Origin of the sequence: Pseudomonas sp. H11T01 (assembly GCF_048515765.1) — a bacterium.
Classification (GTDB): domain Bacteria; phylum Pseudomonadota; class Gammaproteobacteria; order Pseudomonadales; family Pseudomonadaceae; genus Aquipseudomonas.
In genome coordinates, this window is record NZ_JBLYED010000008.1 from 52,417 (window position 1) to 77,352 (window position 24,936).

The 24,936-nt window shown below is 57.9% G+C and carries 22 protein-coding genes and 2 tRNA genes; 16 read left to right on the forward strand and 8 right to left on the reverse strand.

All coding sequences use genetic code 11. From position 1 onward, the window contains the following. Positions 1 to 14: 14 nt before the first annotated feature. From ACN1C3_RS12630 to ACN1C3_RS12640, 3 genes are all read left to right on the forward strand, one after another. Positions 15 to 1,601: an AmpG family muropeptide MFS transporter gene (locus ACN1C3_RS12630; protein ID WP_419116151.1), complete on the forward strand. Its 1,587-nt coding sequence runs from the start codon at positions 15 to 17 to the stop codon at positions 1,599 to 1,601. Positions 1,602 to 1,728: 127 nt separating this feature from the next. After that, positions 1,729 to 3,444: a proline--tRNA ligase gene (locus tag ACN1C3_RS12635; RefSeq protein WP_419116152.1), complete on the forward strand. Its 1,716-nt coding sequence runs from the start codon at positions 1,729 to 1,731 to the stop codon at positions 3,442 to 3,444. Between the two features lie 19 nt (positions 3,445 to 3,463). Beyond that, positions 3,464 to 4,414, forward strand: coding sequence for a hypothetical protein (locus tag ACN1C3_RS12640; RefSeq protein WP_419116153.1), 951 nt, complete (start codon positions 3,464 to 3,466; stop codon positions 4,412 to 4,414). Between the two features lie 63 nt (positions 4,415 to 4,477). On the opposite strand, the gene dinB is transcribed toward ACN1C3_RS12640, so the two are convergent. Further along, positions 4,478 to 5,539 (reverse strand): DNA polymerase IV, encoded by a 1,062-nt coding sequence (dinB, locus tag ACN1C3_RS12645; protein ID WP_419116154.1) that lies wholly within the window; start codon positions 5,537 to 5,539, stop codon positions 4,478 to 4,480. Positions 5,540 to 5,839: 300 nt separating this feature from the next. Between dinB and ACN1C3_RS12650 the strand changes: the two genes are divergently transcribed. From ACN1C3_RS12650 to ACN1C3_RS12665, 4 genes are all read left to right on the forward strand, one after another. Continuing rightward, positions 5,840 to 5,916 (forward strand) — tRNA-Met (locus tag ACN1C3_RS12650). Positions 5,917 to 6,155: 239 nt separating this feature from the next. Beyond that, positions 6,156 to 6,232, forward strand: a tRNA-Met gene (locus ACN1C3_RS12655). A 279-nt stretch (positions 6,233 to 6,511) separates the two neighbouring features. Next, positions 6,512 to 9,154: a bifunctional lysylphosphatidylglycerol flippase/synthetase MprF gene (gene mprF / locus ACN1C3_RS12660; RefSeq protein ID WP_419116155.1), complete on the forward strand. Its 2,643-nt coding sequence runs from the start codon at positions 6,512 to 6,514 to the stop codon at positions 9,152 to 9,154. Next, positions 9,154 to 10,449 carry a virulence factor family protein gene (locus tag ACN1C3_RS12665; protein WP_419116156.1) on the forward strand — a complete coding sequence of 432 codons (1,296 nt, stop codon included), beginning with the start codon at positions 9,154 to 9,156 and terminating at the stop codon, positions 10,447 to 10,449. Before mprF ends, ACN1C3_RS12665 begins: the two co-directional genes overlap by 1 nt. A 62-nt stretch (positions 10,450 to 10,511) precedes the next feature. Here ACN1C3_RS12665 and ACN1C3_RS12670 read toward each other — a convergent pair whose 3' ends face one another. Continuing rightward, on the reverse strand, positions 10,512 to 12,353 hold the full coding sequence (locus ACN1C3_RS12670; protein ID WP_419116333.1) for a potassium transporter Kup: 1,842 nt from the start codon (positions 12,351 to 12,353) through the stop codon (positions 10,512 to 10,514). A 350-nt stretch (positions 12,354 to 12,703) separates the two neighbouring features. On the opposite strand from ACN1C3_RS12670, the gene rimO reads away from it, so the two are divergent. From rimO to tsaA, 6 genes are all read left to right on the forward strand, one after another. Next, the gene (gene rimO / locus ACN1C3_RS12675) at positions 12,704 to 14,041 is read left to right on the forward strand and encodes a 30S ribosomal protein S12 methylthiotransferase RimO (protein ID WP_419116157.1); all 1,338 of its coding nucleotides are present in this window, start codon (positions 12,704 to 12,706) and stop codon (positions 14,039 to 14,041) included. 141 nt (positions 14,042 to 14,182) lie between these two features. Continuing rightward, positions 14,183 to 14,656, forward strand: a complete 474-nt coding sequence (locus ACN1C3_RS12680) for an acetyltransferase (RefSeq protein ID WP_419116158.1) — start codon at positions 14,183 to 14,185, stop codon at positions 14,654 to 14,656. A gap of 207 nt (positions 14,657 to 14,863) precedes the next feature. Next, positions 14,864 to 15,574 carry an rRNA pseudouridine synthase gene (locus ACN1C3_RS12685; RefSeq protein ID WP_419116159.1) on the forward strand — a complete coding sequence of 237 codons (711 nt, stop codon included), beginning with the start codon at positions 14,864 to 14,866 and terminating at the stop codon, positions 15,572 to 15,574. 76 nt (positions 15,575 to 15,650) lie between these two features. Beyond that, a complete protein-coding gene (locus tag ACN1C3_RS12690; protein WP_419116160.1) occupies positions 15,651 to 16,112 on the forward strand; it encodes a DUF1456 family protein in 462 nt (153 codons plus the stop codon). Between the two features lie 127 nt (positions 16,113 to 16,239). Then, positions 16,240 to 17,010, forward strand: a complete 771-nt coding sequence (locus tag ACN1C3_RS12695) for an SDR family oxidoreductase (RefSeq protein WP_419116161.1) — start codon at positions 16,240 to 16,242, stop codon at positions 17,008 to 17,010. Between the two features lie 188 nt (positions 17,011 to 17,198). Next, positions 17,199 to 17,894, forward strand: coding sequence for a tRNA (N6-threonylcarbamoyladenosine(37)-N6)-methyltransferase TrmO (gene tsaA, locus ACN1C3_RS12700; RefSeq protein WP_419116162.1), 696 nt, complete (start codon positions 17,199 to 17,201; stop codon positions 17,892 to 17,894). A 113-nt stretch (positions 17,895 to 18,007) separates the two neighbouring features. Here the strand turns inward: tsaA and fpr are convergent, their stop codons facing one another. Next, positions 18,008 to 18,787, reverse strand: coding sequence for a ferredoxin-NADP reductase (fpr, locus tag ACN1C3_RS12705; protein ID WP_003443014.1), 780 nt, complete (start codon positions 18,785 to 18,787; stop codon positions 18,008 to 18,010). A 148-nt stretch (positions 18,788 to 18,935) separates the two neighbouring features. Here fpr and ACN1C3_RS12710 point away from each other — a divergent pair, with 148 nt between their 5' ends. Further along, positions 18,936 to 19,862 carry a LysR family transcriptional regulator gene (locus tag ACN1C3_RS12710; RefSeq protein WP_419116163.1) on the forward strand — a complete coding sequence of 309 codons (927 nt, stop codon included), beginning with the start codon at positions 18,936 to 18,938 and terminating at the stop codon, positions 19,860 to 19,862. Between the two features lie 7 nt (positions 19,863 to 19,869). Here ACN1C3_RS12710 and ACN1C3_RS12715 read toward each other — a convergent pair whose 3' ends face one another. The 3 genes from ACN1C3_RS12715 to ACN1C3_RS12725 all read right to left on the reverse strand — a co-directional run bounded on the left by ACN1C3_RS12715 (position 19,870) and on the right by ACN1C3_RS12725 (position 21,955). Then, entirely contained in the window at positions 19,870 to 20,238 is a 369-nt protein-coding gene (locus tag ACN1C3_RS12715; RefSeq protein ID WP_419116334.1) for a diacylglycerol kinase, read from the reverse strand. A gap of 68 nt (positions 20,239 to 20,306) precedes the next feature. Continuing rightward, complete coding sequence (erdR, locus tag ACN1C3_RS12720) at positions 20,307 to 20,957, reverse strand: response regulator transcription factor ErdR (RefSeq protein ID WP_419116164.1); 651 nt, start codon at positions 20,955 to 20,957, stop codon at positions 20,307 to 20,309. 149 nt (positions 20,958 to 21,106) lie between these two features. Next, entirely contained in the window at positions 21,107 to 21,955 is an 849-nt protein-coding gene (locus ACN1C3_RS12725) for a tRNA-uridine aminocarboxypropyltransferase (RefSeq protein ID WP_419116165.1), read from the reverse strand. A gap of 190 nt (positions 21,956 to 22,145) precedes the next feature. On the opposite strand from ACN1C3_RS12725, the gene ACN1C3_RS12730 reads away from it, so the two are divergent. Then, positions 22,146 to 22,562 (forward strand): quorum-sensing-regulated virulence factor family protein, encoded by a 417-nt coding sequence (locus tag ACN1C3_RS12730; protein WP_419116166.1) that lies wholly within the window; start codon positions 22,146 to 22,148, stop codon positions 22,560 to 22,562. On the opposite strand, the gene ACN1C3_RS12735 is transcribed toward ACN1C3_RS12730, so the two are convergent. Continuing rightward, entirely contained in the window at positions 22,563 to 22,757 is a 195-nt protein-coding gene (locus ACN1C3_RS12735; RefSeq protein WP_419116167.1) for a hypothetical protein, read from the reverse strand. 516 nt (positions 22,758 to 23,273) lie between these two features. On the opposite strand from ACN1C3_RS12735, the gene ACN1C3_RS12740 reads away from it, so the two are divergent. Then, complete coding sequence (locus ACN1C3_RS12740) at positions 23,274 to 24,392, forward strand: LOG family protein (RefSeq protein ID WP_419116168.1); 1,119 nt, start codon at positions 23,274 to 23,276, stop codon at positions 24,390 to 24,392. Between the two features lie 73 nt (positions 24,393 to 24,465). Here ACN1C3_RS12740 and recX read toward each other — a convergent pair whose 3' ends face one another. Then, positions 24,466 to 24,933, reverse strand: coding sequence for a recombination regulator RecX (recX, locus tag ACN1C3_RS12745; RefSeq protein ID WP_419116169.1), 468 nt, complete (start codon positions 24,931 to 24,933; stop codon positions 24,466 to 24,468). Positions 24,934 to 24,936 lie beyond the last annotated feature (3 nt).

Here is a 24,936-nt window from a genome sequence, read left to right on the forward strand (position 1 = left end):
GCAGACTCCAGCCCATGCCCCGTAAAACCTGGCGCGACGCACTCGCCGCCTATGCTAGCCCCTCGACTCTCGTGCTATTGCTGCTTGGTTTCGCCGCCGGCCTGCCTTACATGCTGGTGTTTTCGACGCTTTCGGTCTGGTTGCGCGAAGCCGGTGTGGCCCGCGAAACCATCGGCTACGCAAGCCTGATCGGTTTGGCCTATGCCTTTAAATGGGTATGGTCACCGCTGCTCGATCAATGGCGCCTGCCACTGCTCAGCAAACTCGGGCGTCGTCGCTCCTGGCTAGTCCTTGCTCAATCATTGGTCATCCTCGGATTGATCGGTATGGGTTTCTGCGATCCGCAAAAACATCTGTCCTGGCTGATCGCCATTGCGGTGGTCGTCGCCTTCGCCTCAGCCACCCAAGACATCGCGATTGATGCCTATCGCCTGGAAATTGCCGAAGACAGCCGTCAGGCCGCATTGGCCGCCGCTTACATGTCCGGTTATCGGGTCGCGGCACTGCTGGCAACTGCCGGCGCGCTGTTCTTTGCCGAAGGCTTCGGCTCCACCGGCTTCAACTACAAACATTCGGCGTGGGCCGGCACCTACATTCTGTTCGGTGCGCTGATGATCCCGGCACTGCTCACCACCATATTTATGCGCGAACCACCGGTGCCGCTACGCACCCAGCTGTCAGCCGGCCGCTACAGCTTTGTGCATCAATTGGTGTCGGTATTCGTGTTGATCGTGCTGCTGGTTTCGGTACCGGCGATGTGCACCCAACTCTACAACACTGACTTCGCCAGCGTGCTGTTCAATGGTGTCAGCCTGCTGGACCTGCTTTTGGAGGACCGCGCCTTCCTGCGAGCCATCCTCTATACCACTCTGACTGCCCTGTGCCTCTCGAGCATGGGTCGCCGCGGCTTGGCGCCGGTACTGACACCTGTCAACGATTTTATCCTGCGCTACCGCTGGCAGGCGTTCCTGCTACTGGGACTGATCGCCACCTATCGGATGTCCGACACGGTCATGGGCGTGATGGCCAACGTGTTCTACATCGATCTGGGATTCACCAAAGATCAGATCGCCGGAGTCAGCAAAGTTTTCGGCCTGATCATGACCCTGGTCGGCGCCGGAATGGGTGGTTTGCTGATCGTGCGCTTCGGGATCCTGCCGATCCTGCTCATCGGTGGCGCAGCCTCGGCAGCTACCAACCTGCTGTTCCTGATGCTCGCCGACATGGGGCCCAATCTGAAGATGCTGATTGTCACCATCTCGCTGGACAACTTCAGCTCAGGCCTGGCTACCTCTGCATTTGTCGCTTACCTGTCGAGCCTGACCAACCTGAAATTCTCCGCCACTCAATACGCCCTTCTCAGCTCGATCATGCTCCTGCTGCCACGTCTGATCGGCGGTTATTCCGGGGTAATGGTGGAGAAATTCGGCTATCACGACTTTTTCCTGATCACCGCCCTACTCGGCATTCCGACCTTGCTATTGATCGCCCTGCACTGGTTTCAGGAAAACCGCCGCGCCCGCGTGAACGCCGCCGCAGCCAGCGAAGTCAACGAGATCAAGGAAGTCAGCGAAGCCAACAAAGTCCGCGAAGAACTTTAGGAAACCCCGGGGCGGCCGGCATTCGCCCGGCTCCCCGGTTCGCCCGGCTGCAATCCTGTACGCAAACAGATCTCGCCCGTACAATGCTCCATCATTTCAAGTCATTAGCAACCGACAACGGCCAACCATGCGCACCAGTCAATATTTGCTCGCCACACAGAAAGAAACGCCTTCCGACGCGGTTGTGATCAGCCATCAGCTGATGTTGCGCGCTGGCATGATCCGCAAACTGGCCTCGGGCCTGTACACCTGGCTGCCTATGGGCCTGCGGGTAATGCGTAAGGTTGAAGCCATCGTTCGCGAAGAAATGAACGCCGCCGGCGCCCTGGAAGTGTTGATGCCCAGCACCCAACCGGCTGAGCTCTGGCAGGAATCCGGTCGCTGGGAAGAGTACGGCCCTGAACTGCTGCGCTTCAAGGATCGCCATGGCCGCGACTTCTGCGCCGGCCCGACCCATGAAGAAGTGATCACCGATCTGATGCGCAACGAGTTGAGCAGCTACAAACAGCTGCCGATCAACCTGTACCAGATCCAGACCAAATTCCGTGACGAAATCCGTCCACGCTTCGGTTTGATGCGCGGTCGCGAATTCATCATGAAGGATGCCTACTCGTTCCACGCCGACCAGCCATCGCTGCAGGTCACCTACGACCGCATGCACCAGGCGTACTGCAACGTATTCACCCGTCTGGGCCTGAAGTTCCGCCCGGTTGAAGCCGACAACGGCTCGATCGGCGGTGCCGGCTCCCACGAGTTTCACGTACTGGCCGAGTCCGGTGAAGACGATATCGTCTTCAGCAACGGCTCCGACTACGCGGCGAACATCGAGAAGGCCGAGGCCGTTCCTCGGGAAACCTCGCGCCCTGCGCCAGGTGAAGAGCTGCGCCTGGTCGATACGCCAAACGCCAAAACCATCGCGCAACTGGTCGAAGGCTTCAATCTGCCGATTGAAAAGACCATCAAGACCCTTGTGGTTCACGCGGAAGAGAAAGGCAAGCTGATCGCGCTGATCATTCGCGGTGACCACGACCTGAACGAAATCAAGGCTGCCAACCAGCCAGGCGTTGCCAGCCCGCTGGTCATGGCCTCCGAAGCAGAACTGCGTGACGCCATTGGCGCCGGCGCCGGCTCCCTCGGCCCGTTGAACCTGCCATTGCCGATCATCATCGACCGTTCGGTCGAGCTAATGAGCGATTTCGGCATCGGCGCCAACATTGATGACAAGCACTACTTCGGCGTCAACTGGGAGCGCGATCTGCCGGTTCCAACCGTCGCCGACCTGCGCAATGTCGTCAGCGGCGATCCAAGCCCGGACGGCAAAGGCACCCTGGAAATCAAACGCGGCATCGAAGTCGGGCACATCTTCCAGCTGGGCACCAAGTACAGCGAAGCGATGAAGTGCCAGGTCCTCGGCGAAAACGGCAAGCCTGTCACCCTGGCCATGGGTTGCTACGGCATTGGCGTTTCACGCGTGGTTGCCGCTGCTATCGAGCAGAACAACGACGAACGCGGGATCATCTGGGGCGACAGCCTGGCGCCGTTCCAGATCGCTCTGGTACCGCTGCGCTACGAAACCGAACTGGTTCGCGAAGCCACCGACAAGCTGTATGCCGAACTGACGGCCGCCGGTTTCGAAGTGCTGCTGGACGACCGTGACAAGAAAACCAGCCCGGGCATCAAGTTCGCGGACATGGAGCTGATCGGCATTCCACACCGGATCGTGGTCAGTGACCGCGGCCTCGCCGAAGGCAACCTGGAATACAAGAGCCGCACCGAGTCCGAGGCGCAAGCGCTGCCGGTCGCTGACGTGCTGTCCTTCCTCCAAGCCCGTATCCGTCGCTGAAACCAGATCAAGAGAAGTCATGTTCAAGCGAAACACCTTAAGCCTCGGTGGTGCCGCCCTGTGCGGCACCCTGCTGCTCAGTGGCTGTGCCAATCAGATGTCACAACGCAGCGAGCACGAGGAACGTATCGAGCGCAAATTGCTCGATCACAGCCTTCAGATCGATGTCGGCGAGCCTAAGGTGCTTGAGCTGCCGCAACGCCGAGTGCGAATCCACGAGCAGAAGACTTTTGAAGTCACTGAGTTCGAAGTCACCCGTAACTATGATCGCTATACGCCTTACCAACCCTGGCGGGAGGTCTACGAGATCCCGCTGGGCGCGGTGGCGGTGATCGCAGGCGTCGCCGCGAACATTGTCAATGTGTTCGCCTTGGGTAACTTGCCGGACAGCGTGACCAAGGACTGGATCAGCTACGGTGTTGCCGGGCTCAACCCGTTCATGAACGTGCAGTCCCATGGTCGCGCCCAGCAAAACCTGGCTGGAATCGAAGAAACCCAGCGCGACAAACGTCTGGAATATTCGAGCCTGCCGTGGAGCGAGCGTCCGGTTGAGGTCAAGGCAGGCAAGCAAACCTTTGAACTGAGCACCGATCGCAACGGTGTTCTGCGCTTGAACCTGCTGGACAGTCCGTTTTCCGAAACGGACCTGAACCACATCAACAAGCTGCAGATCAGCGTCGAAGATGCTCAGGATGACGTGCATACCGACTCATCCCTGGCGATCAGCAGCACCTTGCGTGGCAAGATGCTGGAAGCTCACGGGCTGATCTACGACGACCTCGAAGATGACGAAGTCAGCCAATGGGTGCATCGGGTAAAACGTCTGTCGGAGCTGGGTCTGGAGGAAGAAGCCAGCGAGCTGGAACAGAGCCTGATCGAATTGACCCGCAACGATCCCGAGTTGCAGCGTGAATTCCTCAAGTCGCTGACCAAGGATGCCGGGCGACTGGTGGCAGATCCCGGGGTCTGACTGACGGTGAAGCGCCCCCTGTAGCAGCGGCCGAACGCAGGCTTCGCCAGCTGCTACAAAGGCCTAACGGCCAAACAACTCCAACTGCTCATGTCCGCCGCGCAGGTCCTGCAAACGCACGCCAATCCCCAGCAGCCGCACCGGCTTGCCGCCCCGTTTGAAAGCCTGGGTCAGTAATTGCTGATACCCCTCCAGATCCCGCCCTGCTCCTGCCTGCTCCAGCGTTGTCTGGGTAAAGTCATGGAACTTCACTTTGACGAAAGGCTTGCCTGGCCGATAACTGCTGTCGATCCTCGCCATACGGCCGGTCAGGGTTTCCAGCAACTCCGGTAATTTCTCCAGGCAGCTAGCCAGATCGGGCAAGTCCACATCGTAGGTATTTTCGACACTGACGGACTGACGCCGGCTATCGTTTTGCACCAGCCGATCATCGATCCCACGGGCCAGCCCCCAGAGGCGCTCGCCAAAACTGCCGAATTCGCGCACCAGCGCCAACTTGCTCCAGTCCCGCAGCTCCAGGCAATTGACGATACCGAGCCTTCCCAGCTTATCCGCTGTGACCTTCCCCACCCCGTGCAGCTTGCTGACCGGTAGTGCAGAAACAAAATCCTCGACCTGGTCTGGAGTAATCACGAACAAGCCGTTGGGCTTTTTCCAGTCACTGGCGATCTTGGCCAGAAACTTGTTTGGCGCCACACCGGCCGAGACCGTGATGTGCAACTGATTCGAGACACGCCGACGGATATCTTGCGCGATGCGCGTGGCGCTGCCGGCAAAATGCGGGCTATCGGAAACATCGAGATAAGCCTCATCCAGCGATAACGGCTCGATCAGGTCAGTGTAATCACGAAAAATCGTCTGAATCTCTTTCGACGCTTCTTTATAGGCATCCATGCGCGGCTTGACGATCACCAGGTCCGGGCAGAGTTTCAGGGCATGCCGGGAAGACATGGCCGAGCGCACCCCATAGGCCCGCGCCTCATAGTTACAGGTAGCAATGACCCCACGCTGCTGCGCCGAACCACCGACAGCCAGAGGCTTACTGGCCAGACGCGGGTCGTCACGCATCTCAATAGCGGCATAGAAACAATCACAGTCGACGTGGATGATTTTGCGCTGCGTCATATAAAGGCAGTGTTCGTTAAGGACAAAAGAGGTAACAGCAGATCCGATAGGCAGTATCTCACCGACACCTGTATATAGCACCAGTACTTTGAATCTTCGCCTGCATACGTAGGAAAAACCCTCGATGAATTTATTTTTTCAATCAGAACAGACACCTCAATAGAGCCGAGAGCCTTGTGTAGCCTGCCTTCAAGGGCAATCCGCCTCTCCTCCTGTCAAGCTAAGCGATTGAACAAGAAGAGGTTTTTTAAATTACAAGTTGACAGCCCAGCGATCCTCTGTAGAATGCCGACACACAGACGCGGGATGGAGCAGTCTGGTAGCTCGTCGGGCTCATAACCCGAAGGTCGTCGGTTCAAATCCGGCTCCCGCAACCAAACATCAAAAAAGGCTACTCGAAAGAGTGGCCTTTTTTGTGCGTGTCGATTTTTACAGCCACTCCCCCTGATAGCACCTGCCACATCAACTGTCGAAGCAGCACAAAGGGAAAATCCTTTATGCTTCTGATAGTTAACTCGCGCAACCCTCCGCGAGCCCACTATTTGTGCTTATTTGACCCAATAGAGCGTTAATGGTTGACACTCTGGCGTTCGCCTGTAGGATGCCGACACACAGACGCGGGATGGAGCAGTCTGGTAGCTCGTCGGGCTCATAACCCGAAGGTCGTCGGTTCAAATCCGGCTCCCGCAACCAAACACCAAAGAAGGCTACTCGAAAGAGTGGCCTTTTTTGTATCTGCCGAAAATTCCTTTCGCAACAATGATCTGGCAATGTGCGCCGAACTGTCCACCGTCAATCGGCGCCTTCTCAGTGCAGGCTATGCTGAGTTGCAAGCAACACCCTCTATTACTGATTGCGCGTAGTCGTCGAGTTACGATGAGACGCGTTAATATTTGAAATTATTTTTCCCATAGGGATTGGTAACTTGGCTGGATACCCCCATCCTGTCGCGCACAATCCAAGAGGTGATTGATGCGCGCCAACTCGTCTGATTCACAAGACACCGTCACAGCGAACCAACCGATTACAGCCACTCGCCTGCGCTGGCTGGACCTGTTGAGCAAATACCGTCAACCCATCGGCTTGGGCGTCACTCTGCTGCTGTTCGCTATCGCGCTGGTTGCCTGTCGCCACCTGTTGAGCGAACTCGATCTGTACGCTCTGCACGACTCAATCCTGGAAGTGCCAAAGCCGGCCTTACTCGGTGCAGTCGCAGCCACCATCGTTGGTTTCATCATTCTGCTGGGCTACGAGTGGTCAGCCAGCCGTTATGCCGGCGTGAAGTTGCCACCGCGCACATTGGCTCTAGGGGGATTCACCGCGTTCGCCATCGGCAATGCCATTGGCCTTTCGCTGCTGTCCGGCGGTTCGGTACGTTACCGTTTGTATGCACGCTTCGGCCTGGGGGCGTCTGAGGTCGCGCGCATGACGCTGTTTGCCAGCCTGTCGCTGGGCTGCGCCCTACCGCCGCTCGCAGCCCTGGCAACCCTCAGCAACCTGCCAGCCGCCTCTGCCGCCCTGCACCTGTCCGAGCCCCTGCTGGGGGCAATTGCCAGCGCCGTTCTGCTCCTCGCCGCAGTGTTGGCAATTGGCATCTACCGCCGCCGCCTGCCAGAACAACCGTTCCCGGACAACTTGCTGGTCAAAGTCGGACGCCGCACCTTGCGCCTGCCAGGCCGCCGCCTGACCTTCCTGCAACTTGTGATTACCGCGCTGGACGTGGCCGCTGCCGCCACCGTGCTCTACCTATTACTGCCTGAAGCACCTCCGTTCGGTGCTTTCATGCTGGTTTACCTGCTGGCTCTGGCCGCCGGCGTGCTCAGTCATGTGCCCGGCGGCGTCGGGGTATTCGAAGCGATTCTGTTGGCGGCCTTCGCCGACAAACTCGGTGCCGCACCATTGGCGGCGGCCTTGCTGCTGTATCGCCTGATCTACGTGGTTATGCCGTTGCTGGTGGCTTGCCTGCTGCTGCTGATCAGCGAAGGGCAACGGCTGTTTCAGTCTCGTCAATCGCTACGGGTAGCCTCGGGCCTTGCTGCGCCGATCCTCGCAGTACTGGTGTTCCTGTCCGGCGTGGTGCTGCTGTTTTCCGGCGCCACACCGGAAATCGATACCCGGCTGGAACACATCGGTTTTCTGATCCCCCACCGTCTGGTCGACGCCTCGCACTTCGGTGCCAGCCTGATCGGTGTGCTCTGCCTGTTGCTCGCTCAAGGCTTGCGTCGCCGACTCTCGGCAGCCTGGATGCTTACCACCATTTTGCTTCTGGTGGGCGCCCTGCTCTCTTTGCTCAAAGGGTTCGACTGGGAAGAAGCCAGCCTGATGACCCTGACTGCCACCCTGTTGGCGGTATTCCGTCGTTCGTTCTATCGCCCGAGCCGGCTGACCGAAGTGCCGTTCTCGCCGCTGTATCTGGTATCCAGTGTTTGCGTGCTGGGCGCTTCGATCTGGCTGCTGCTGTTCGCTTATCAGGACGTGCCCTACAGCCATCAACTCTGGTGGCAGTTCACCCTCGACGCTGATGCTCCACGAGGCTTGCGCTCGTTACTCGGTGCCGCGGTGCTGCTGGTGGTGGTGTCGCTGACCTGGTTGCTACGCACCGCGCGCCCGGTGATCCACCTGCCGACCAACGATGAGCTGGACAGGGCGATAAAGATTCTCATGGCCTCGGCCCAACCGGACGGTGGCCTGGCCCTGACCGGTGACAAGGCGCTGCTGTTTCATCCCAACGACGATGCGTTCCTGATGTACGCCCGCCGTGGACGCAGCCTGGTTGCACTCTATGACCCGATCGGCCCGACCCAGCAACGGGCCGAGATGATCTGGCAATTCCGCGACCTCTGCGATATCCATCACGCTCGCCCGGTGTTCTACCAGGTACGCGCCGAAAACCTGCCGTACTACATGGACATCGGCTTGACCGCGATCAAACTCGGTGAAGAAGCCCGGGTCGATCTGCAGCGCTTTGATCTCGAGGCCAAAGGCAAAGAGATGAAAGACCTGCGTTACACCTGGAACCGTGGCACTCGGGACGGCCTGTCGCTGGAGGTCCACGAGCCGGGCCAAGCGCCGATGGATGAACTGAGAGTCATCTCCGATGCCTGGCTGACCGGCAAGAATGTGCGCGAGAAAGGCTTCTCCCTTGGCCGTTTCGACGAGGACTACCTCAAGCACTTTCGCGTTGCGATCATCCGTTTTGAAGGGCGTCCGGTGGCGTTTGCCAACCTGCTCGAGACCTATGGCCATGAACTGGCCAGCCTCGACCTGATGCGCGCCCATCCTGAAGCACCCAAGCTGACCATGGAGTTCATGATGGTCGGTCTGATTCAGCATTATAAAAATCATGGATATGCACGTTTCAGCCTGGGCATGGTGCCGTTGTCGGGTCTACAACCCCGTCGCGGCGCACCATTGACCCAGCGCCTCGGCTCGATGGTGTTTCGCCGTGGCGAGCAACTCTACAATTTCCAGGGGTTGCGCCGTTTCAAAGACAAGTTCCAGCCTGACTGGGAACCCCGTTACATGGCCGTGCCCGCCGGACTCGATCCGCTGGTGGCACTGGCCGATACCGCCGCCCTGATTGCGGGCGGCTTGACTGGATTGGTGAAACGCTGATGATTCAACGCTCCTGGCGGTATTTACTGGCCACTCTGGTGGTGCTTGCTCTGATCCTCGGTGGCGGCTATTGGTTCTGGAACCGCCCAGCGCCAGAACCGACACTTGAACACCTGGCACAGGCCGACGGCTCGACAACCACTCGGGTCATTCCCGGCGCCACGCCGCACGCCCAAGTGGTGGTGGCCGTTACCGATGAGCAAAAGCTCAACGACAAACAACTGCTGACCCTGAGCCGTGGCGGTGCTGCGCAGATCGTTCAAGTGATCCTGCCCAAGGATTGCATGCTGCAGAGCCGTGCATTGCAATCGGCCCTGAAACAACTCAACGGTCCAGCCACCCTGGTCAGCGGTATCGGCCCCGGAGCAGTTCTGGCCTGGCGTTGGTTAGCCGAGCAAACCAATGACAAGGCCCAGGCTATCTCTGTGGATCTGGCACTGGAAAAACCCGGCTGTACCCATCTGCTGCCCAAAACCGCTGCTCACGGTCACTGGTTGGTGGCCTGGAACGACAACCCCGACGACACCAGTGCAGGCTTCGTTCGGGATCAACCCAACGCCGAAACCAGCATCAGCGACTACGACATCAACTTGCCGCAAGTCCTGAATAATGAGCTGCGCAAAATCCTCGTCGGTTCAGACAAGGGCAATGGCGGCCTGAACATCCCTGTGGTTGAAGTACCCGCCGGCCAGGCCAAAGACACAGTGACCCTGTTCCTGTCGGGTGACGGCGGCTGGCGCGACCTGGACCGCGATGTGGCCGGAGAAATGGCCAAGATCGGCTACCCGGTAGTCGGCATCGATACCTTGCGCTACTACTGGCAGCACAAAAGCCCGGAACAAAGCGCCACTGACCTCGCCGAACTGATGCAGCACTACCGGCAGAAATGGGGCACCAAACGCTTCGTGCTGACCGGCTACTCCTTTGGCGCCGATGTATTGCCGGCCATCTACAATCGCCTGCCAGAAGCCGAACAACAACGGGTCGACGCCATTATCCTGCTGGCCTTCGCCCGCACCGGCAGCTTCGAAATCCAGGTCGAAGGCTGGCTAGGCAACGCCGGCAAAGAAGCCGCCACCGGCCCGGAAATGGCCAAGCTGCCAGCAGACAAAGTGGTGTGCATCTATGGCGCAGAAGAAGTCGACGAAAGCGGTTGCACCGAGAAGACCGCGGTCGGTGAGGCCATGAAGCTGCCTGGTGGCCACCACTTCGACGAGAACTACCCGGCCCTGGCTCAACGCTTGGTCGACGCGATAGAGAAGCGCCAGGGCAAGACTAAGGTCGCTGAAGAGTGATCTGATCGTCGCCCAAAAAAAGCCCCCGCTGCCGCATGGCAACGGGGGCTTTTTCATGGTGCTTACATCTCTACCTGAGTACCCAATTCGATCACCCGGTTGACCGGCAGCTTGAAGAACCGCAGGTTGCCGTTGGCATTCTTCAGCATGAAGGCGAACAGCGCCTCACGCCAGCGCGCCATGCCCTCCAGCTTGGAGGCGATGACTGTTTCGCGACTGAGGAAGTAGGTGGTGCGCATCGGGCTGAAGTCCAACTCATCGAGATGGCAGAGCTTCAGTGCTTGCGGCACATCCGGTTCATCGGTAAAGCCGAAGTGCAGGATCACCCGGAAGAACCCTTCCCCATAGGACTCCACTTCAAAACGGCGCTGCGCCGGAACTCGCGGGATATCCTCGTAGATCACCGTCAGCAGTACCACTTGCTCGTGCAGCACCTGGTTATGCAGCAGGTTGTGCAATAAGGCATGAGGCACAGCATCTGGTCGCGCAGTGAGGAATACCGCCGTGCCCTGGACCCTATGTGGCGGCTGCACACTGATACTGCTGATAAAAATCGGCAGTGGCAGTCCGCCTTCATCCAGACGATCCACCAGCAATTCCTTACCGCGCTTCCAGGTGGTCATCAGGATGAACAGCACAATCCCCGCCAACACCGGAAAGGCACCGCCCTGAACGATTTTCGGCACGTTGGCGGCGAAGAACAGCCCGTCCACCAGCAGGAAGCCGATCAGGATCGGTACCGTCAGAATCGGTGGCCATTTCCACAGCAACAGCATCACCGCTGCGACCAGGATACTGGTGATCAACATGGTCCCGGTCACCGCCACGCCGTAGGCCGAAGCCAGCGCATTGGAAGACTCGAAGCCGAGCACCAACAGGATCACCCCGACCATCAGCGCCCAGTTCACAGCACCGATATAGATCTGGCCTTTTTCAGCACTGGAGGTGTGCTGGATGTGCATGCGCGGTATATAACCCAGCTGGATAGCCTGAAGGGTCAGGGAGAACGCGCCGGAAATAACCGCCTGGGAAGCGATCACCGTGGCCAAGGTCGAAAGGACCACCAACGGAATCAACGCCCAGCTCGGCGCCAGCAGGTAGAACGGGTTACGCGCCGCTTCCGGACTTTCCAGCAGCAATGCGCCCTGACCAAAGTAGTTCAGGACCAGCGCCGGCAGCACCAGAGCGAACCAGGCACGCGCGATCGGTTTGCGGCCGAAGTGACCCATGTCCGCATAAAGGGCTTCGGCGCCGGTCAAGGCCAGTACCACCGCCCCCAGAATCGCCACGCCCATACCTGGGTGGACAATGAAGAAGCGCACGCCCCACGCCGGATTCAGCGCACTGAGTACTTCAGGATGCTGGGCGATGCCATGAACACCTAACCCCCCAAGCACCAGGAACCACAAAACCATTACTGGACCAAACAGCTTGCCGATACGATCCGTGCCGTGTTTCTGGATCAGGAACAATGCAACCAGCACGATCAGTGACAGCGGCACGACCCAGCGCTCAAGCCCATCGAACGCCAATTCCAGGCCTTCCACCGCCGATAACACAGAAATCGCCGGAGTGATCATGCTGTCGCCGTAGAACAGCGAGGCGCCGATCAAACCGAGAATCACCAGCACGACCCGCAATCGCGGATAGGATGCCGCCGAGCTCCGAGCCAGCGCGGTCAGAGCCATAATCCCGCCTTCGCCCTGGTTGTCAGCCCGCAGAATGAACAGCACGTACTTGATCGAGACCACCCAGATCAGCGACCAGAAAATAAGCGCCAGAATTCCAAATACACCATCATGATTGACCGGCACCCCATAGCCACCGGAAAACACTTCTTTGAGGGTGTACAACGGGCTTGTGCCGATATCGCCATAAACCACCCCGACCGCTGCGACCAGCATACTCAGCGGTTTCGCCACAGAATGCTCGGCGCCCGCAGCCTGACTACTTGCCTGACCCATCAACCACTCCTACTACCCAGACCCGGACTTCTTTAAAAGAAGCACTATGCTTTGCCGTGCAGCATGCGCTGTTTTTCTTATCGTTACAGGCGATTTGTCGACCGTAAAAATTCTCTATCGCGCAACGCGGCGAAGCATAGCGCAGCACTCGTCGTATTTCCCTGCATAAAGCTGGTCAAGTGCACTGCCCATCGCTAGAATTGCGCACTTTTTGATCAGAGGCGCGCAAAGCGCCCATCCGTCGCCTTGCCACTCGCGGCTTGAGGCGTCACAAAATACCGAGGTTAGTTATGTCCATCGTCACCACGCCGGCCGCCCCAAAGGTCGGCTTTGTATCTCTGGGTTGCCCGAAAGCACTGGTCGACTCCGAGCGCATCCTTACGCAACTGCGTATGGAAGGCTACGAAGTCGTGTCCACCTATCAGGACGCCGATGTCGTGGTGGTCAACACCTGCGGCTTTATCGACAGCGCCAAGGCAGAGTCCCTGGAAGTGATCGGTGAAGCCATCAAGGAAAACGGCAAGGTCATCGTTACCGGCTGCATGGGCGTCGAAGAAGGCGCCATCCGCAAGGTTCACCCGAGCGTGCTCGCGGTAACCGGCCCGCAGCAGTACGAGCAAGTAGTCAACGCCGTACACGAGGTCGTACCGCCAAACCTCAATCACAACCCGCTGATCGACCTGGTGCCGCCGCAAGGCATCAAGCTGACCCCGCGTCACTATGCCTACCTGAAGATTTCCGAAGGCTGCAACCACAGTTGCAGCTTCTGCATCATCCCCTCGATGCGCGGCAAACTGGTCAGCCGTCCAGTTGGTGATGTGCTCGACGAAGCCCAGCGTCTGGTCAAATCCGGCGTCAAAGAGCTTCTGGTGATTTCCCAGGACACCAGCGCCTACGGCGTCGACGTCAAATACCGCACCGGCTTCTGGAACGGCGCGCCGGTGAAAACCCGCATGACCGAACTCTGCGAAGCGCTGAGCAGCCTCGGCGTCTGGGTTCGCCTGCACTACGTCTACCCATATCCGCACGTCGATGAGCTGATCCCGCTGATGGCCGCCGGGAAAATCCTGCCGTACCTGGACATCCCGTTCCAGCACGCCAGCCCTAAAGTCCTCAAAGCCATGAAACGCCCGGCCTTCGAAGACAAGACCCTGGCACGGATCAAGAACTGGCGCGTCATCTGCCCGGATCTGATCATCCGTTCGACCTTCATCGTCGGCTTCCCCGGCGAAACCGAAGAAGACTTCCAGTACCTGCTCGACTGGCTGACCGAAGCCCAGCTCGACCGCGTCGGCTGCTTCCAGTACTCGCCAGTCGAAGGCGCACCGGCCAATGACCTGGATCTGGACGTTGTGCCAGACGACGTCAAACAAGACCGTTGGGATCGCTTCATGGCCCATCAACAGGCCATCAGTTCTGCTCGCCTGCAACTGCGCATCGGCAAGGAAATCGAAGTGCTGATCGACGAAGTCGACGAGCAAGGCGCCGTTGGCCGCTGCTTCTTCGATGCCCCGGAAATCGACGGGAACGTCTTCATCGACGATGCCAGCGACCTCAAGCCAGGCGACAAGGTCTGGTGCCGGGTGACCGACGCCGACGAGTACGACCTGTGGGCTGAAAAGCGCTAAGGCATAAAAGCTAAGGCGTAAAAATTGAAAAGCCCCGCTCTCTTGACGAGATGCGGGGCTTTTTTACGGCTATCGTTCAGTCAATAAAAGGATTCAGTACCCAAGGCATTTACGCCCAACCCCGTATAAGGAGCAGGTGGCATGCGCCATCACTCGGTCATCCACACACCGAAACACAGTGACTATCAGGATCTCACCCGGATCTGGGAAGATTCGGTGCGCGCCACCCACGACTTTCTGCCGGACAGCTACATCGAACTACTGAAGAATCTGGTGCTGACCCGTTATCTCGATGCGGTCATGCTGATCTGCACCAGGGATCATCGCCAACGCATCACCGGTTTTGCCGGTGTCGCAGCAGGCAAGATCGAAATGCTCTTCATCGACCCCGACCACCGAGGTCAGGGTCTGGGCAAACAATTGCTCAGGTACGCCATCGAACACTTGAATGCCGATGAACTGGACGTCAATGAACAGAACCCGCAAGCCCTGGGCTTCTATTTCAAGCAGGGCTTCGAAGTGATCGGCCGCTCGGAGCATGACGGCATGGGGCAGCCCTATCCGTTGCTGCATATGCGCTTCAAACAGACGCAGCAAAGGGCTCAACGCAGCTAAAAACGCATAGCTGAACATAACAAAGATCGAGTGTGGGAGCGGGCTTGCTCGCGATAGCGGACTGACATTCAACGATGATATCGACTGATAGATCGCTATCGCGAGCAAGCCCGCTCCCACATTAAAAGCCACACTCTTAAAATGGACCCGCGATTAACCGGCGCCAGGCAGGTACAATGGGCGCCCTCTTTTGTTACGGCCCCTGTCATGACTGACCCGATTCGTCTCTCCAAACGCCTCATCGAACTCGTCGGCTGTTCCCGTCGGGAGGCTGAGCTGTTCATTGAGGGTGGCTGGGTCACGGTGGATGGCGAAGTCATCGATGAGCCGCAGTTCAAGGTCGACACGCAAAAAGTCGAGCTGGACCCCGAAGCCAAGGCCACTGCGCCGGAGCCTGTGACCATCCTGCTGCACGCGCCGGCGGGTATGAATGCCGAAAGCGCCATGCAGCTGATCGGCCCTGAAACACTGAGCGAAGAACACCGTTACAGCAAGCGCCCGCTCAAGGGACACTTCCTGCGCCTGACCGCCAGTTCAGATCTGCAAGCCAACGCCAGTGGTCTGCTGGTGTTTACCCAGGACTGGAAGATCCTCCGCAAACTGACTGCCGACTCCAACAAGATCGAGCAAGAGTATGTGGTCGAGGTCTCTGGAGACATGGTCGCCCACGGCCTCAACCGCCTGAACCACGGCCTGACCTACAAAGGCAAGGAACTGCCGGCAGTCAAAGCCAGCTGGCAGAACGAAAACCGCCTACGTTTTGCGATGAAAAACCCACAACCGGGCGTGATCGCCCTGTTCTGCGACGCCGTCGGCCTCAAGGTCGTTGCCATTCGTCGCATCCGTATCGGCGGGGTCTCCATCGGCAAAGTACCGGTTGGCCAATGGCGCTACCTGTCCAGCAAAGAGAAGTTCTAACGCTCTGCGCTGCCACACATTTCGACGCCGCACGCTTCTCTGCGGCGATCACAGCTGATTGATCAGGACTGCAAACATGATTCATAACGATGTACTGCGCAGCGTGCGCTATATGCTCGACATCAGTGACAACAAAGTTGTCGAGCTCATCAAGCTCGGCGGTTTGGAAGTGACCAAGGAAGACGTCCTCACTTACCTGAAAAAAGACGAGGAAGAAGGCTTCGTGTTCTGCCCGGACGAAGTCATGGCGCATTTCCTCGACGGCCTGGTGATCTTCAAGCGCGGCAAGGACAAAAGCCGTCCACCGCTGCCGATCGAAACGCCGGTAACCAACAACATCATCCTGAAGAAACTGCGGGTTGCCTTCGAACTAAAGGAAGACGACATGCACGCGATTCTCAAGGCCGCCGAGTTCCCGGTGTCCAAGCCTGAGTTGAGCGCGCTGTTTCGCAAGTTCGGCCACACCAACTACCGCACCTGCGGTGATCAACTGCTGCGCAATTTCCTCAAGGGCCTGACCCTGCGCGTTCGCAGCTGATTGCTCTGGATTCAGGTGGTCAGCCATCTGAATCCTTATGCTTGCTCATTGCGCTACACAATAATGGCTCCGTTTTTCGCGCCTGAAGACTAGGGTATGCACTGACCCTCAGCCCTCAGGACTCGCCATGCACCCTTACTTTTCCCTGCAAGGCCGCACCGCTCTGGTGACCGGCGGCACCCGTGGTATCGGCAAAATGATCGCCAAGGCTTTCGTAGAGGCCGGGGCGACGGTGTATGTCTGCGCCCGCGACGCCAAGGCCTGTCAGCAGACCGCTGAAGAATTGTGTGCCTTGGGCCGCTGTCACGCCCTCGCCGCCAATCTCGCCAACGAAGAAGATGTGCAGCAATTGGCCACACGCCTGGGCGAACAGATCAGTCACCTGGATATTCTGGTGAACAATGCCGGCACTACGTGGGGCGCGCCACTGGAAAGTTATCCGGTCAAGGGCTGGGAAAAGGTCATGCAACTCAACGTGACCTCGGTGTTCAACTGTATCCAGCAATTCTTGCCACTGTTGCGCAAGGCCGGCTCAGCCGCGAACCCGGCGCGCATCATCAATATCGGCTCGGTGGCCGGGATCTCCTCGTTTGGCGAACAGGCGTACGCCTACGGTCCGAGCAAAGCGGCCCTGCATCAACTGTCGCGGATTCTTGCCCGCGAGCTGGTCAGCCAGCATATCAATGTCAACGTCATCGCCCCCGGACGCTTCCCGAGCAAAATGACCCAACACATCGGTAACGACGAACTGGCACTGGCCGAAGACACCGCGCTGATCCCAATGAAGCGCTGGGGTCGCGAGGAAGAAATGGCCGCGCTGGCCATCAGCCTGGCGAGCACCGCCGGGGCTTACATGACCGGGAATATCATCCCGCTGGATGGTGGGTTTAGTCTCTGAGATTGGCGGTGCGCCCTATCGCGAGCAAGCTCGGCTCCCACACTGGATCTTCTGTGGTCACACTATTTGTGACCACCACAGATCAAATGTGGGAGCCGAGCTTGCTCGCGATAGGGATCTGTCAGTCGTCACCGCTCCAGCGGTCGCTCGGGGTATCATGCCGCCTCCTTATCGCTTCGACCCAGACCATGACCTACAGCGTTTCCCCCATCGGTTTCGTGCGCTCCTGCTTCAAGGAGAAATTCGCCATTCCGCGCCAACCGCAACTGGCGCCTGCCGCCCGCGGCGTTCTGGAGCTGGTCGCGCCGTTTGATCAGGGTGATGCCGTGCAGGGGCTTGAGCAGGTCAGTCATGTCTGGCTGCTGTTCCTGTTTCATCAAGCCCTTGAAGACAAACCACGGCTCAAAGTCCGCCCGCCTCGCTTGGGCGGTAATAAATCCATGGGGGTATTTGCCACCCGTGCCACCCATCGCCCGAACGGCATCGGCCAATCAGTGGTCAAGCTTGACAAAGTCGAAGCCAATCGCCTGTGGATCTCCGGTATCGATTTGCTGGATGGCACACCCATCCTGGACATCAAACCCTACGTGCCTTATGCGGACATCGTCGATACAGCGTCCAATAGCATCGCCAGCGCTGCGCCAGATCTGATTCCGGTGCAGTGGACGGACTTTGCGCTGCAACAGGCCCACGAGCACGCTCAGCGCCTGCAAGAGCCCTTGGTTGAGCTTATCGAGCAGTGCCTGGCCCAAGACCCACGTCCGGCTTACCAGATTCCTACAGCAGAACGCGAATACGGCGCGCAATTTTGGGATCTGGACGTACGCTGGCATTACCCCGAGCCCGGCCTGATCTGCGTGCTGGAAGTCATCCCCGCCGAGTAAATCGCCAGAAACGAAAAAGCCCGCGCTGCCTTCTCAGACAACGCGGGCTGATCGTTCCCACGCTCTGCGTGGGAATGCCTCCGGTGACGCTCTGCGTCACAAGAGCTAAAGGCTTACTTCTCGACGAAGGCGCGCTCGATCAGGTAGTCACCCGGCTCACGCATACGCGGAGAAACCTTCAGACCGAAGCTGTTGAGCACTTCGCTGGTTTCATCGAGCATGCTCGGGCTGCCGCACAGCATGGCGCGGTCGTCCTGCGGGTTGATTGGAGGCAGGCCAATATCGCTGAACAGCTTGCCGCTACGCATCAGGTCGGTCAGACGACCTTCGTTCTCGAACGGCTCGCGGGTCACGGTTGGGTAGTAGATCAACTTGTCACGCAGCGCTTCGCCGAAAAACTCGTTCTGCGGCAGGTGCTCGGTGATGAACTCGCGGTAAGCGACTTCGTTGACGTAACGCACGCCGTGGCACAGGATCACTTTCTCGAAACGCTCGTAGGTTTCCGGATCCTGGATGACGCTCATGAACGGCGCCAGCCCGGTACCGGTGCTGAGCAGGTACAAATGCTTACCAGGCTTCAAATCGTCCAGCACCAGGGTGCCTGTCGGTTTTTTGCTGATGATGATCTCGTCGCCTTCCTTCAAATGCTGCAGTTGGGAAGTCAGCGGACCATCGGGAACCTTGATGCTGAAGAACTCGAGATGCTCTTCCCAGTTCGGGCTGGCAATCGAGTAAGCGCGCATAAGCGGGCGGCCGTTGGGCTGTTGCAGGCCGATCATCACGAACTGACCGTTCTCGAAGCGCAGGCCCGGATCGCGGGTGCACTTGAAGCTGAACAGAGTGTCGTTCCAGTGATGAACACTGAGGACACGCTCGTGGTTCATGTTGCTCATGTACGGGGACTCCTGGGAATTGGTCTGCGCATGCTCTGCGCCTGCTCTGCGAAAAAGGAGCTGCTGAGCGCAATTGCATAGCATTCTAATGGCGGCGACAATATCTGTTAAATGGATTATTAAGATAAGGGTTATCGGTTATATAGATATGCGATTTACTCTCCGTCAACTTCAAGTATTCGTCGCCGTCGCTCAGCAGGAAAGCGTGTCCCGTGCTGCGGGTTTGCTGGCGCTTTCTCAATCGGCCGCCAGCACCTCAATCACGGAGCTTGAGCGCCAATCCAGCTGCCAGCTATTTGATCGCGCCGGCAAACGCCTGAGCCTCAACGCCCTTGGTCGACAATTGCTGCCGCAGGCCGTGGCCCTGCTGGATCAGGCCAAGGAAATCGAGGACCTGCTCAATGGCAAGTCTGGCTTCGGCTCACTGGCGGTCGGTGCCACGCTGACCATCGGCAATTACCTGGCAACCTTGCTGATCGGAAGTTTCATGCAGCGCCATCCCGAAAGCCAGGTGAAACTCCATGTGCAAAACACTGTGAATATCGTGCAACAGGTTGCCCACTATGAAATTGATCTGGGTCTAATCGAAGGCGATTGCAGTCACCCGGATATCGAGGTGCAAAGCTGGGTCGAAGATGAGTTGGTGGTGTTTTGCGCCCCCCAGCACCACTTGGCCAAGCGGGGCCAGGCGAGCATGGAGGAGCTGACTCACGAAGCCTGGATTCTGCGTGAACAGGGCTCAGGCACCCGGCTGACCTTCGACCAGGCCATGCGTCATCACCGCAGCACGTTAAATATCCGCCTCGAACTCGAACACACCGAGGCGATCAAACGCGCAGTGGAGTCGGGACTGGGGATTGGCTGCATTTCGCGCCTGGCACTGCGTGATGCGTTCCGTCGAGGCAGTCTGGTGGCGGTAGAAACACCAGATCTGGACCTGGCGCGGCAGTTCTATTTCATCTGGCACAAACAGAAGTACCAGACCTCGGCCATGCGCGAGTTTCTCGAACTGTGCCGCGCTTTCACTGCCGGGGTGCAGCGCAGTGACGAAATAGTCCTGCCGACGATCGCTTGAGCACTCGTTAAATCAGAATCACCGCCCAGACCACGGCGATCATGCTCAAGGCGACGAGCTGAGCGGCGCTGCCCATGTCCTTGGCATTTTTCGACAAGGGGTGCAGGTCGAGGGAAATCCGGTCGATCGCCGCTTCCACTGCCGAATTGAGCAGTTCGACAATCAATGCCAGCAAACACACGGCGATCAGCACAGCACGCTCAACGCGGCTGACACTGAACAGGAAACTCAACGGAATCAGGATGACGTTGAGCAACACCAATTGCCGGAAGGCCGCCTCCCCCGTGAAGGCCGCGCGCAAGCCGTCGAGAGAGTAGCCGGAGGCGTTGAGGATGCGTTTAAGACCGGTTTGACCTTTGAAAGGCGACATATAAATAGGCAACTGAAAAAAAGGGTGGGGGAACTAGTTTAACGAAAGTCAAAAAAGCGTGAAGAAACAAACCATTAGTTACTGGAAATTGACTCAAGTTGTTGCAAGAGCAAAGCCGCCTGAGTCCGGGTGCGCACGCCCAATTTCCGGAAAATCGCCGTGACATGGGCCTTGATCGTCGCTTCCGAAACGCTCAACTCGTAAGCAATCTGTTTGTTCAGCAAACCTTCACAGACCATGGTCAGTACGCGGAACTGCTGGGGAGTCAGACTGGCCAGCCCAGCGCTGGCCGCTTTGGCTTCGTCCGAGACGCTTACCGCTTCGAACGCTTGTGGTGGCCACCAGACGTCGCCGTCCAGAACACTACGCACCGCTTTCTGAATGACTTCCAGCGAACTTGACTTGGGAATGAAACCGCTCGCGCCGAATTCACGGGAACGTACCATAATCGATGCCTCTTCCTGTGCCGAAACCATCACCACGGGGATCTGCGGGTATTGGCCGCGCAACAACACCAGCCCGGAAAAACCGTAAGCACCCGGCATATTCAGATCCAACAGCACCAGATCCCAGTCAGCCTTTTCGGTCAAACGGGTTTCCAGCTCAGCAATACTCGCAACCTCCACCAGACGAACCTCAGGGCCAAGGCCCAGGGTCACCGCCTGATGCAGTGCGCTACGGAATAAAGGGTGGTCATCGGCAATCAGGATTTCGTATGTGGCCATTTTTCAAATGATCCTGTTTTTTATGGGAGGTCTGATGCGATCAGCCCTCACCAAAGCAACTCAAGATTGCAGCCAGAGTGCTGCAACCAACAGGGCACGTTCAACGCCAATAATCTGGATAAAACGGCGTTTCAAACTTTGGCCGCGCCCTAATCGGCGCCAAGCATGCCCAGCGAAGCCGGGGTGGTCAAGTTGCATGCGCGGCCCGAGGCCCCGTTCTTTTCCAGTATGGGCGACTCATTGCACATGACAGGTGCCGGGTACTGAACGAAGGGCATCAGTTCTGCATGGGCAGGTGTTAAAACATTCAATTGCAGCTGATTTTTTGCATCGAGGTAGTGCTGGCTGAACACGTCAAAATAAGCATCCAGTGCCGATGCAGCCTCCAGATCTCCCGCCAGATCGAGACACAGCGCCGCCACTTCTGCCGTGCACAGGTGTTCGCTACGGGTAGACCTTCGCAAACGGTAACGTGAGAGTTTCTCAGGGAGCAGGCTGAGGATGGGAAAGTCGTCGAAATAGGGGCTTTTGCGAAAAATCTTTCTGGCTTCAGTCCAGGTTGCGTCCAGCAGGATGAATAGCGGTCGCTTCTTGCAGTCTACTTCGACCGTGTGGGTCACCCGCTCAGGCTCAACGTACTCGCCCGGAAATACCAGGTAAGGCTGCCATTGCGGGTCGGATAACAGCTTTAACAGTTGCTGATCCACTTCTGTACGCGACCAGATAAACGCAAAATTGTCGGTCACTACATCAGCGATGAGCCAACCAGTATTGCTGGGTTTGAACACTTCTTTGTTGGTCATGATCAGGCACACCCCGGAGCGGGTCTCGACCTGTGGGCGCCAGGCGCACAGGCAGTGGCTCTCGATCACACGGCAGGCACGGCAACGCGGCGCCCTCCAGCCACGGGCTTGAATCGGCTTGATGCCCTCTTCTTCGCGCTCGTCACGCAGGCGGGCTACAGCGTTCAACGCAAAAGGCGCGGGGGCATGGCTCATCGCAGGCAACGCCGGCGGGGGAGGAAAATCGACACGAAAAAACACTCGGCAGGGCAGAAAGTGTCGGCAGTTTACCAGACCGGTCTGCGCAAGCCTGTACCGTCCACACCTGCTCCCCTATAATTCGCCGCCACTGAACGCACAGTCCTATGGCTGGTCGAAGCACCAGTCACTGAACCAGGAGAGTTTCATGCTGCGCCTTATCGTTCCAACCGTCGCCCTTCTGCTGGCTTTGCCCTTCAGTGCCCAGGCTGCGTCCCTGAAAGACCTCGAACTGAGCAAAATGCTGCAAAAGGTTGCCACAGAAAGCAGCGTTGGCACTCCACGGGCGATCAACGAAGACATTCTCGATCAGGGCTATACCGTTGAAGGCAAAGAGCTGATCAACCACCTCAGCGTGCAGGCAAGCCATGCAGAAAAAATGCGCGCGAATCCGCAAGCAGTGTATTTCCAGCTAGGTGCTACCGTCTGCCGTAACGAGAGCTATCGAAAGTTGATGGCCAAGGGCGCGATCATGCGCTACGAATTCACTGAATATAAAACCAATCGCCCGGTAACCACCGAGCGCTTCAAAGAATCTGACTGCCTACCGCAGAAGAAAAAGTAATCACCTCGAATCTGCGCGTCGCTGCTCATCATCGGCGCGCAGTTCTGCCACCAGCGCTTGCAGATAACGCGAGCGCCGTTCAGCACCTTCTAGACGTCGACGGCACTCATCATCAAAGCTCAGATGGTTGGTCTCAGCCGCCGACTGCAACAACCGATACAGCTGCGTATCGATCTCCAGAATCACTCTGGTCATTTCAAGCCTCCTTGCCTCCCTGCCTACGCTGACTCGCCAATAATTGCGGGATCAAACCCTCAGCGTTAATACCTTGCGCGCTACCCTCGACGCAAAGATGTCTTACTGTGGCTGTAACTTAGTAAATCAGAGCCAGAGCGTTCCAGCTCAGGTTCTGACGAGCGGTGAAACTCCGTTGTGAGTCGGCAATAACCTATTGCCAGCCAAGACTTTCCAGGCCCATGATCAAGTCAGCACAAATCGCCAAGAGGGTCTAGATTCAGAGTATTCCTATTAATTTTCCGGGGCAGAAAAGGGGGTTGCCCAACTGTGTATTGCAGTTCGAATGTTTCTCTAATCCAAGGAAAAAACAGAACCTGTATGGATGGCTCGATCGCCACATCAGTGCTTCACGATCCTGTCGAGTCAGGCAGTAGTGCTCAGGCGTTAGCCCGGGCTGACAGCGACACATGCAGTGTCGTGGCGCTGGCGAATATCTCGCCCGTGCCAAGGGTTCTGTGCAGAAGGAGAAGTTGAATGCCTTATCAACCGAATGACCTCCTAAGCCGTCATTTTCAAAGCAACGGCAGCGACCTCACCAGTAAGGTCGAAGAGCAACTCAACCTGGTTGCACCCAATAGTCCGAATATCCCGATTTACCGCGACATGATGTTGACTATCCTGCGCATGGCCCAAGAAGACCACAATCGCTGGAACGCCAAGATCACCCTACAAGCTCTGCGCGAACTTGAGCACGCCTTCCGTGTGCTGGAAAAATTCAAAGGTCGGCGCAAGGTCACTGTCTTTGGGTCGGCACGTACGCCGATCGAACACCCCCTCTACGGCCTGGCCCGAGAACTCGGTGCGGCGCTGGCTCGCTCGAACCTGATGGTCATCACGGGTGCCGGCGGAGGCATCATGGCTGCCGCCCACGAAGGCGCGGGTCTCGAACACAGCCTTGGATTCAATATCACCCTGCCGTTCGAGCAGCATGCGAATCCAACCGTCGAAGGCACAGAAAACCTGCTGCCTTTCCACTTTTTCTTTACCCGCAAATTGTTTTTCGTCAAAGAGGCTGATGCTCTGGTGCTCTGCCCAGGCGGCTTCGGCACGCTGGACGAAGCGCTGGAAGTACTGACACTGATCCAGACCGGCAAAAGCCCGCTGGTACCGGTGGTGCTGCTGGATGCGCCAGGCGGAAGTTTTTGGCAAAGCGCCCTGGACTTTATCCACAATCAACTGGAGGCCAATCGCTACATTCTGCCCAGCGACATGAAGCTGATCTGTCTGGTGTACAGCGCCGAAGAGGCCGTGGATCAGATCAACCAGTTCTACAGCAACTTCCACTCCAGCCGCTGGCTGAAGCATCAGTTTGTTATTCGCATGAATCACCCGTTGAGCGAGCGGGCGCTCGAGCATATGCAAGGGGCCTTTGCCGACCTGTGCCTGAGCGATCACTTTCATCAACATGCTTACAGTGGCGAGGAGCACGACGAAGCGCAGTTCAGCCACTTGGCGCGACTGGCGTTTACCTTCAATGCACGTGATCACGGCCGTCTGCGCGAGCTGGTCGATTTCATCAACCTGCCGGAAAACTGGGCCAAAGCCCAACCCATGCCTCAGCAGCGCGCACGTGAACCGATCAAGGTCACTTGATTGACAAGCAACTCAGTGGTTCGCGCCCTCTAAGCCCTCCAAATAAAATACACAGCGGGGCGAGCCACAACAGTCAGTCATCCATCCCGCGGCCGCTCAACAAGCGGCCGATCATTTCCATTGAATAACCTCGATAACTCAGAAAGCGGCCTTGTTTGGCCCGCTCGCGGGCGTCTATCGGCAAATGCCCGGCAAACTTGCGGCGCCAGGTGTCTTCCAGTTGCTCTTGCCAACTGATGCCACACTCGCGCAAGGCCAGTTCGATATCGGCACGCTGAAGGCCGCGCTGGCTCAACTCTTCGCGAATGCGCAAAGGGCCATAGCCGGAACGGGCACGGTAGGAGACGAAGCTTTCGAGGTAGCGGGATTCAGACAGCAGGCCCTCTTCCGTCAGACGGTCAAGTGCAGTGTCGATCATGTCAGGAGAGGCGCCGCGCTGACGCAGTTTACGCGTCAGCTCGACTCGACCGTGCTCGCGTCGCGCGAGCAGGTCCATTGCGGTTCGCCGCACTGCGACGAGTGTATCGAGTACGGCAGTCATCGG

Excerpts from the sequence above, each read along its gene's own strand:
- ACN1C3_RS12695 (WP_419116161.1), top strand. The coding sequence starts at position 16,240 with ATGCACCCTTACTTTTCCCTGCAAGGCCGCACCGCTCTGGTGACCGGC.
- ACN1C3_RS12725 (WP_419116165.1), bottom strand. The coding sequence starts at position 21,955 with ATGAGCCATGCCCCCGCGCCTTTTGCGTTGAACGCTGTAGCCCGCCTG.
- mprF (WP_419116155.1), top strand. The coding sequence starts at position 6,512 with ATGCGCGCCAACTCGTCTGATTCACAAGACACCGTCACAGCGAACCAA.
- fpr (WP_003443014.1), bottom strand. The coding sequence starts at position 18,787 with ATGAGCAACATGAACCACGAGCGTGTCCTCAGTGTTCATCACTGGAAC.
- ACN1C3_RS12685 (WP_419116159.1), top strand. The coding sequence starts at position 14,864 with ATGACTGACCCGATTCGTCTCTCCAAACGCCTCATCGAACTCGTCGGC.
- recX (WP_419116169.1), bottom strand. The coding sequence starts at position 24,933 with ATGACTGCCGTACTCGATACACTCGTCGCAGTGCGGCGAACCGCAATG.
- dinB (WP_419116154.1), bottom strand. The coding sequence starts at position 5,539 with ATGACGCAGCGCAAAATCATCCACGTCGACTGTGATTGTTTCTATGCC.
- ACN1C3_RS12710 (WP_419116163.1), top strand. The coding sequence starts at position 18,936 with ATGCGATTTACTCTCCGTCAACTTCAAGTATTCGTCGCCGTCGCTCAG.
- ACN1C3_RS12740 (WP_419116168.1), top strand. The coding sequence starts at position 23,274 with ATGCCTTATCAACCGAATGACCTCCTAAGCCGTCATTTTCAAAGCAAC.
- erdR (WP_419116164.1), bottom strand. The coding sequence starts at position 20,957 with ATGGCCACATACGAAATCCTGATTGCCGATGACCACCCTTTATTCCGT.
- ACN1C3_RS12670 (WP_419116333.1), bottom strand. The coding sequence starts at position 12,353 with ATGCTGGTCGCAGCGGTCGGGGTGGTTTATGGCGATATCGGCACAAGC.
- tsaA (WP_419116162.1), top strand. The coding sequence starts at position 17,199 with ATGACCTACAGCGTTTCCCCCATCGGTTTCGTGCGCTCCTGCTTCAAG.
- ACN1C3_RS12690 (WP_419116160.1), top strand. The coding sequence starts at position 15,651 with ATGATTCATAACGATGTACTGCGCAGCGTGCGCTATATGCTCGACATC.
- ACN1C3_RS12735 (WP_419116167.1), bottom strand. The coding sequence starts at position 22,757 with ATGACCAGAGTGATTCTGGAGATCGATACGCAGCTGTATCGGTTGTTG.
- ACN1C3_RS12680 (WP_419116158.1), top strand. The coding sequence starts at position 14,183 with ATGCGCCATCACTCGGTCATCCACACACCGAAACACAGTGACTATCAG.
- ACN1C3_RS12630 (WP_419116151.1), top strand. The coding sequence starts at position 15 with ATGCCCCGTAAAACCTGGCGCGACGCACTCGCCGCCTATGCTAGCCCC.
- ACN1C3_RS12635 (WP_419116152.1), top strand. The coding sequence starts at position 1,729 with ATGCGCACCAGTCAATATTTGCTCGCCACACAGAAAGAAACGCCTTCC.
- rimO (WP_419116157.1), top strand. The coding sequence starts at position 12,704 with ATGTCCATCGTCACCACGCCGGCCGCCCCAAAGGTCGGCTTTGTATCT.
- ACN1C3_RS12640 (WP_419116153.1), top strand. The coding sequence starts at position 3,464 with ATGTTCAAGCGAAACACCTTAAGCCTCGGTGGTGCCGCCCTGTGCGGC.
- ACN1C3_RS12665 (WP_419116156.1), top strand. The coding sequence starts at position 9,154 with ATGATTCAACGCTCCTGGCGGTATTTACTGGCCACTCTGGTGGTGCTT.
- ACN1C3_RS12730 (WP_419116166.1), top strand. The coding sequence starts at position 22,146 with ATGCTGCGCCTTATCGTTCCAACCGTCGCCCTTCTGCTGGCTTTGCCC.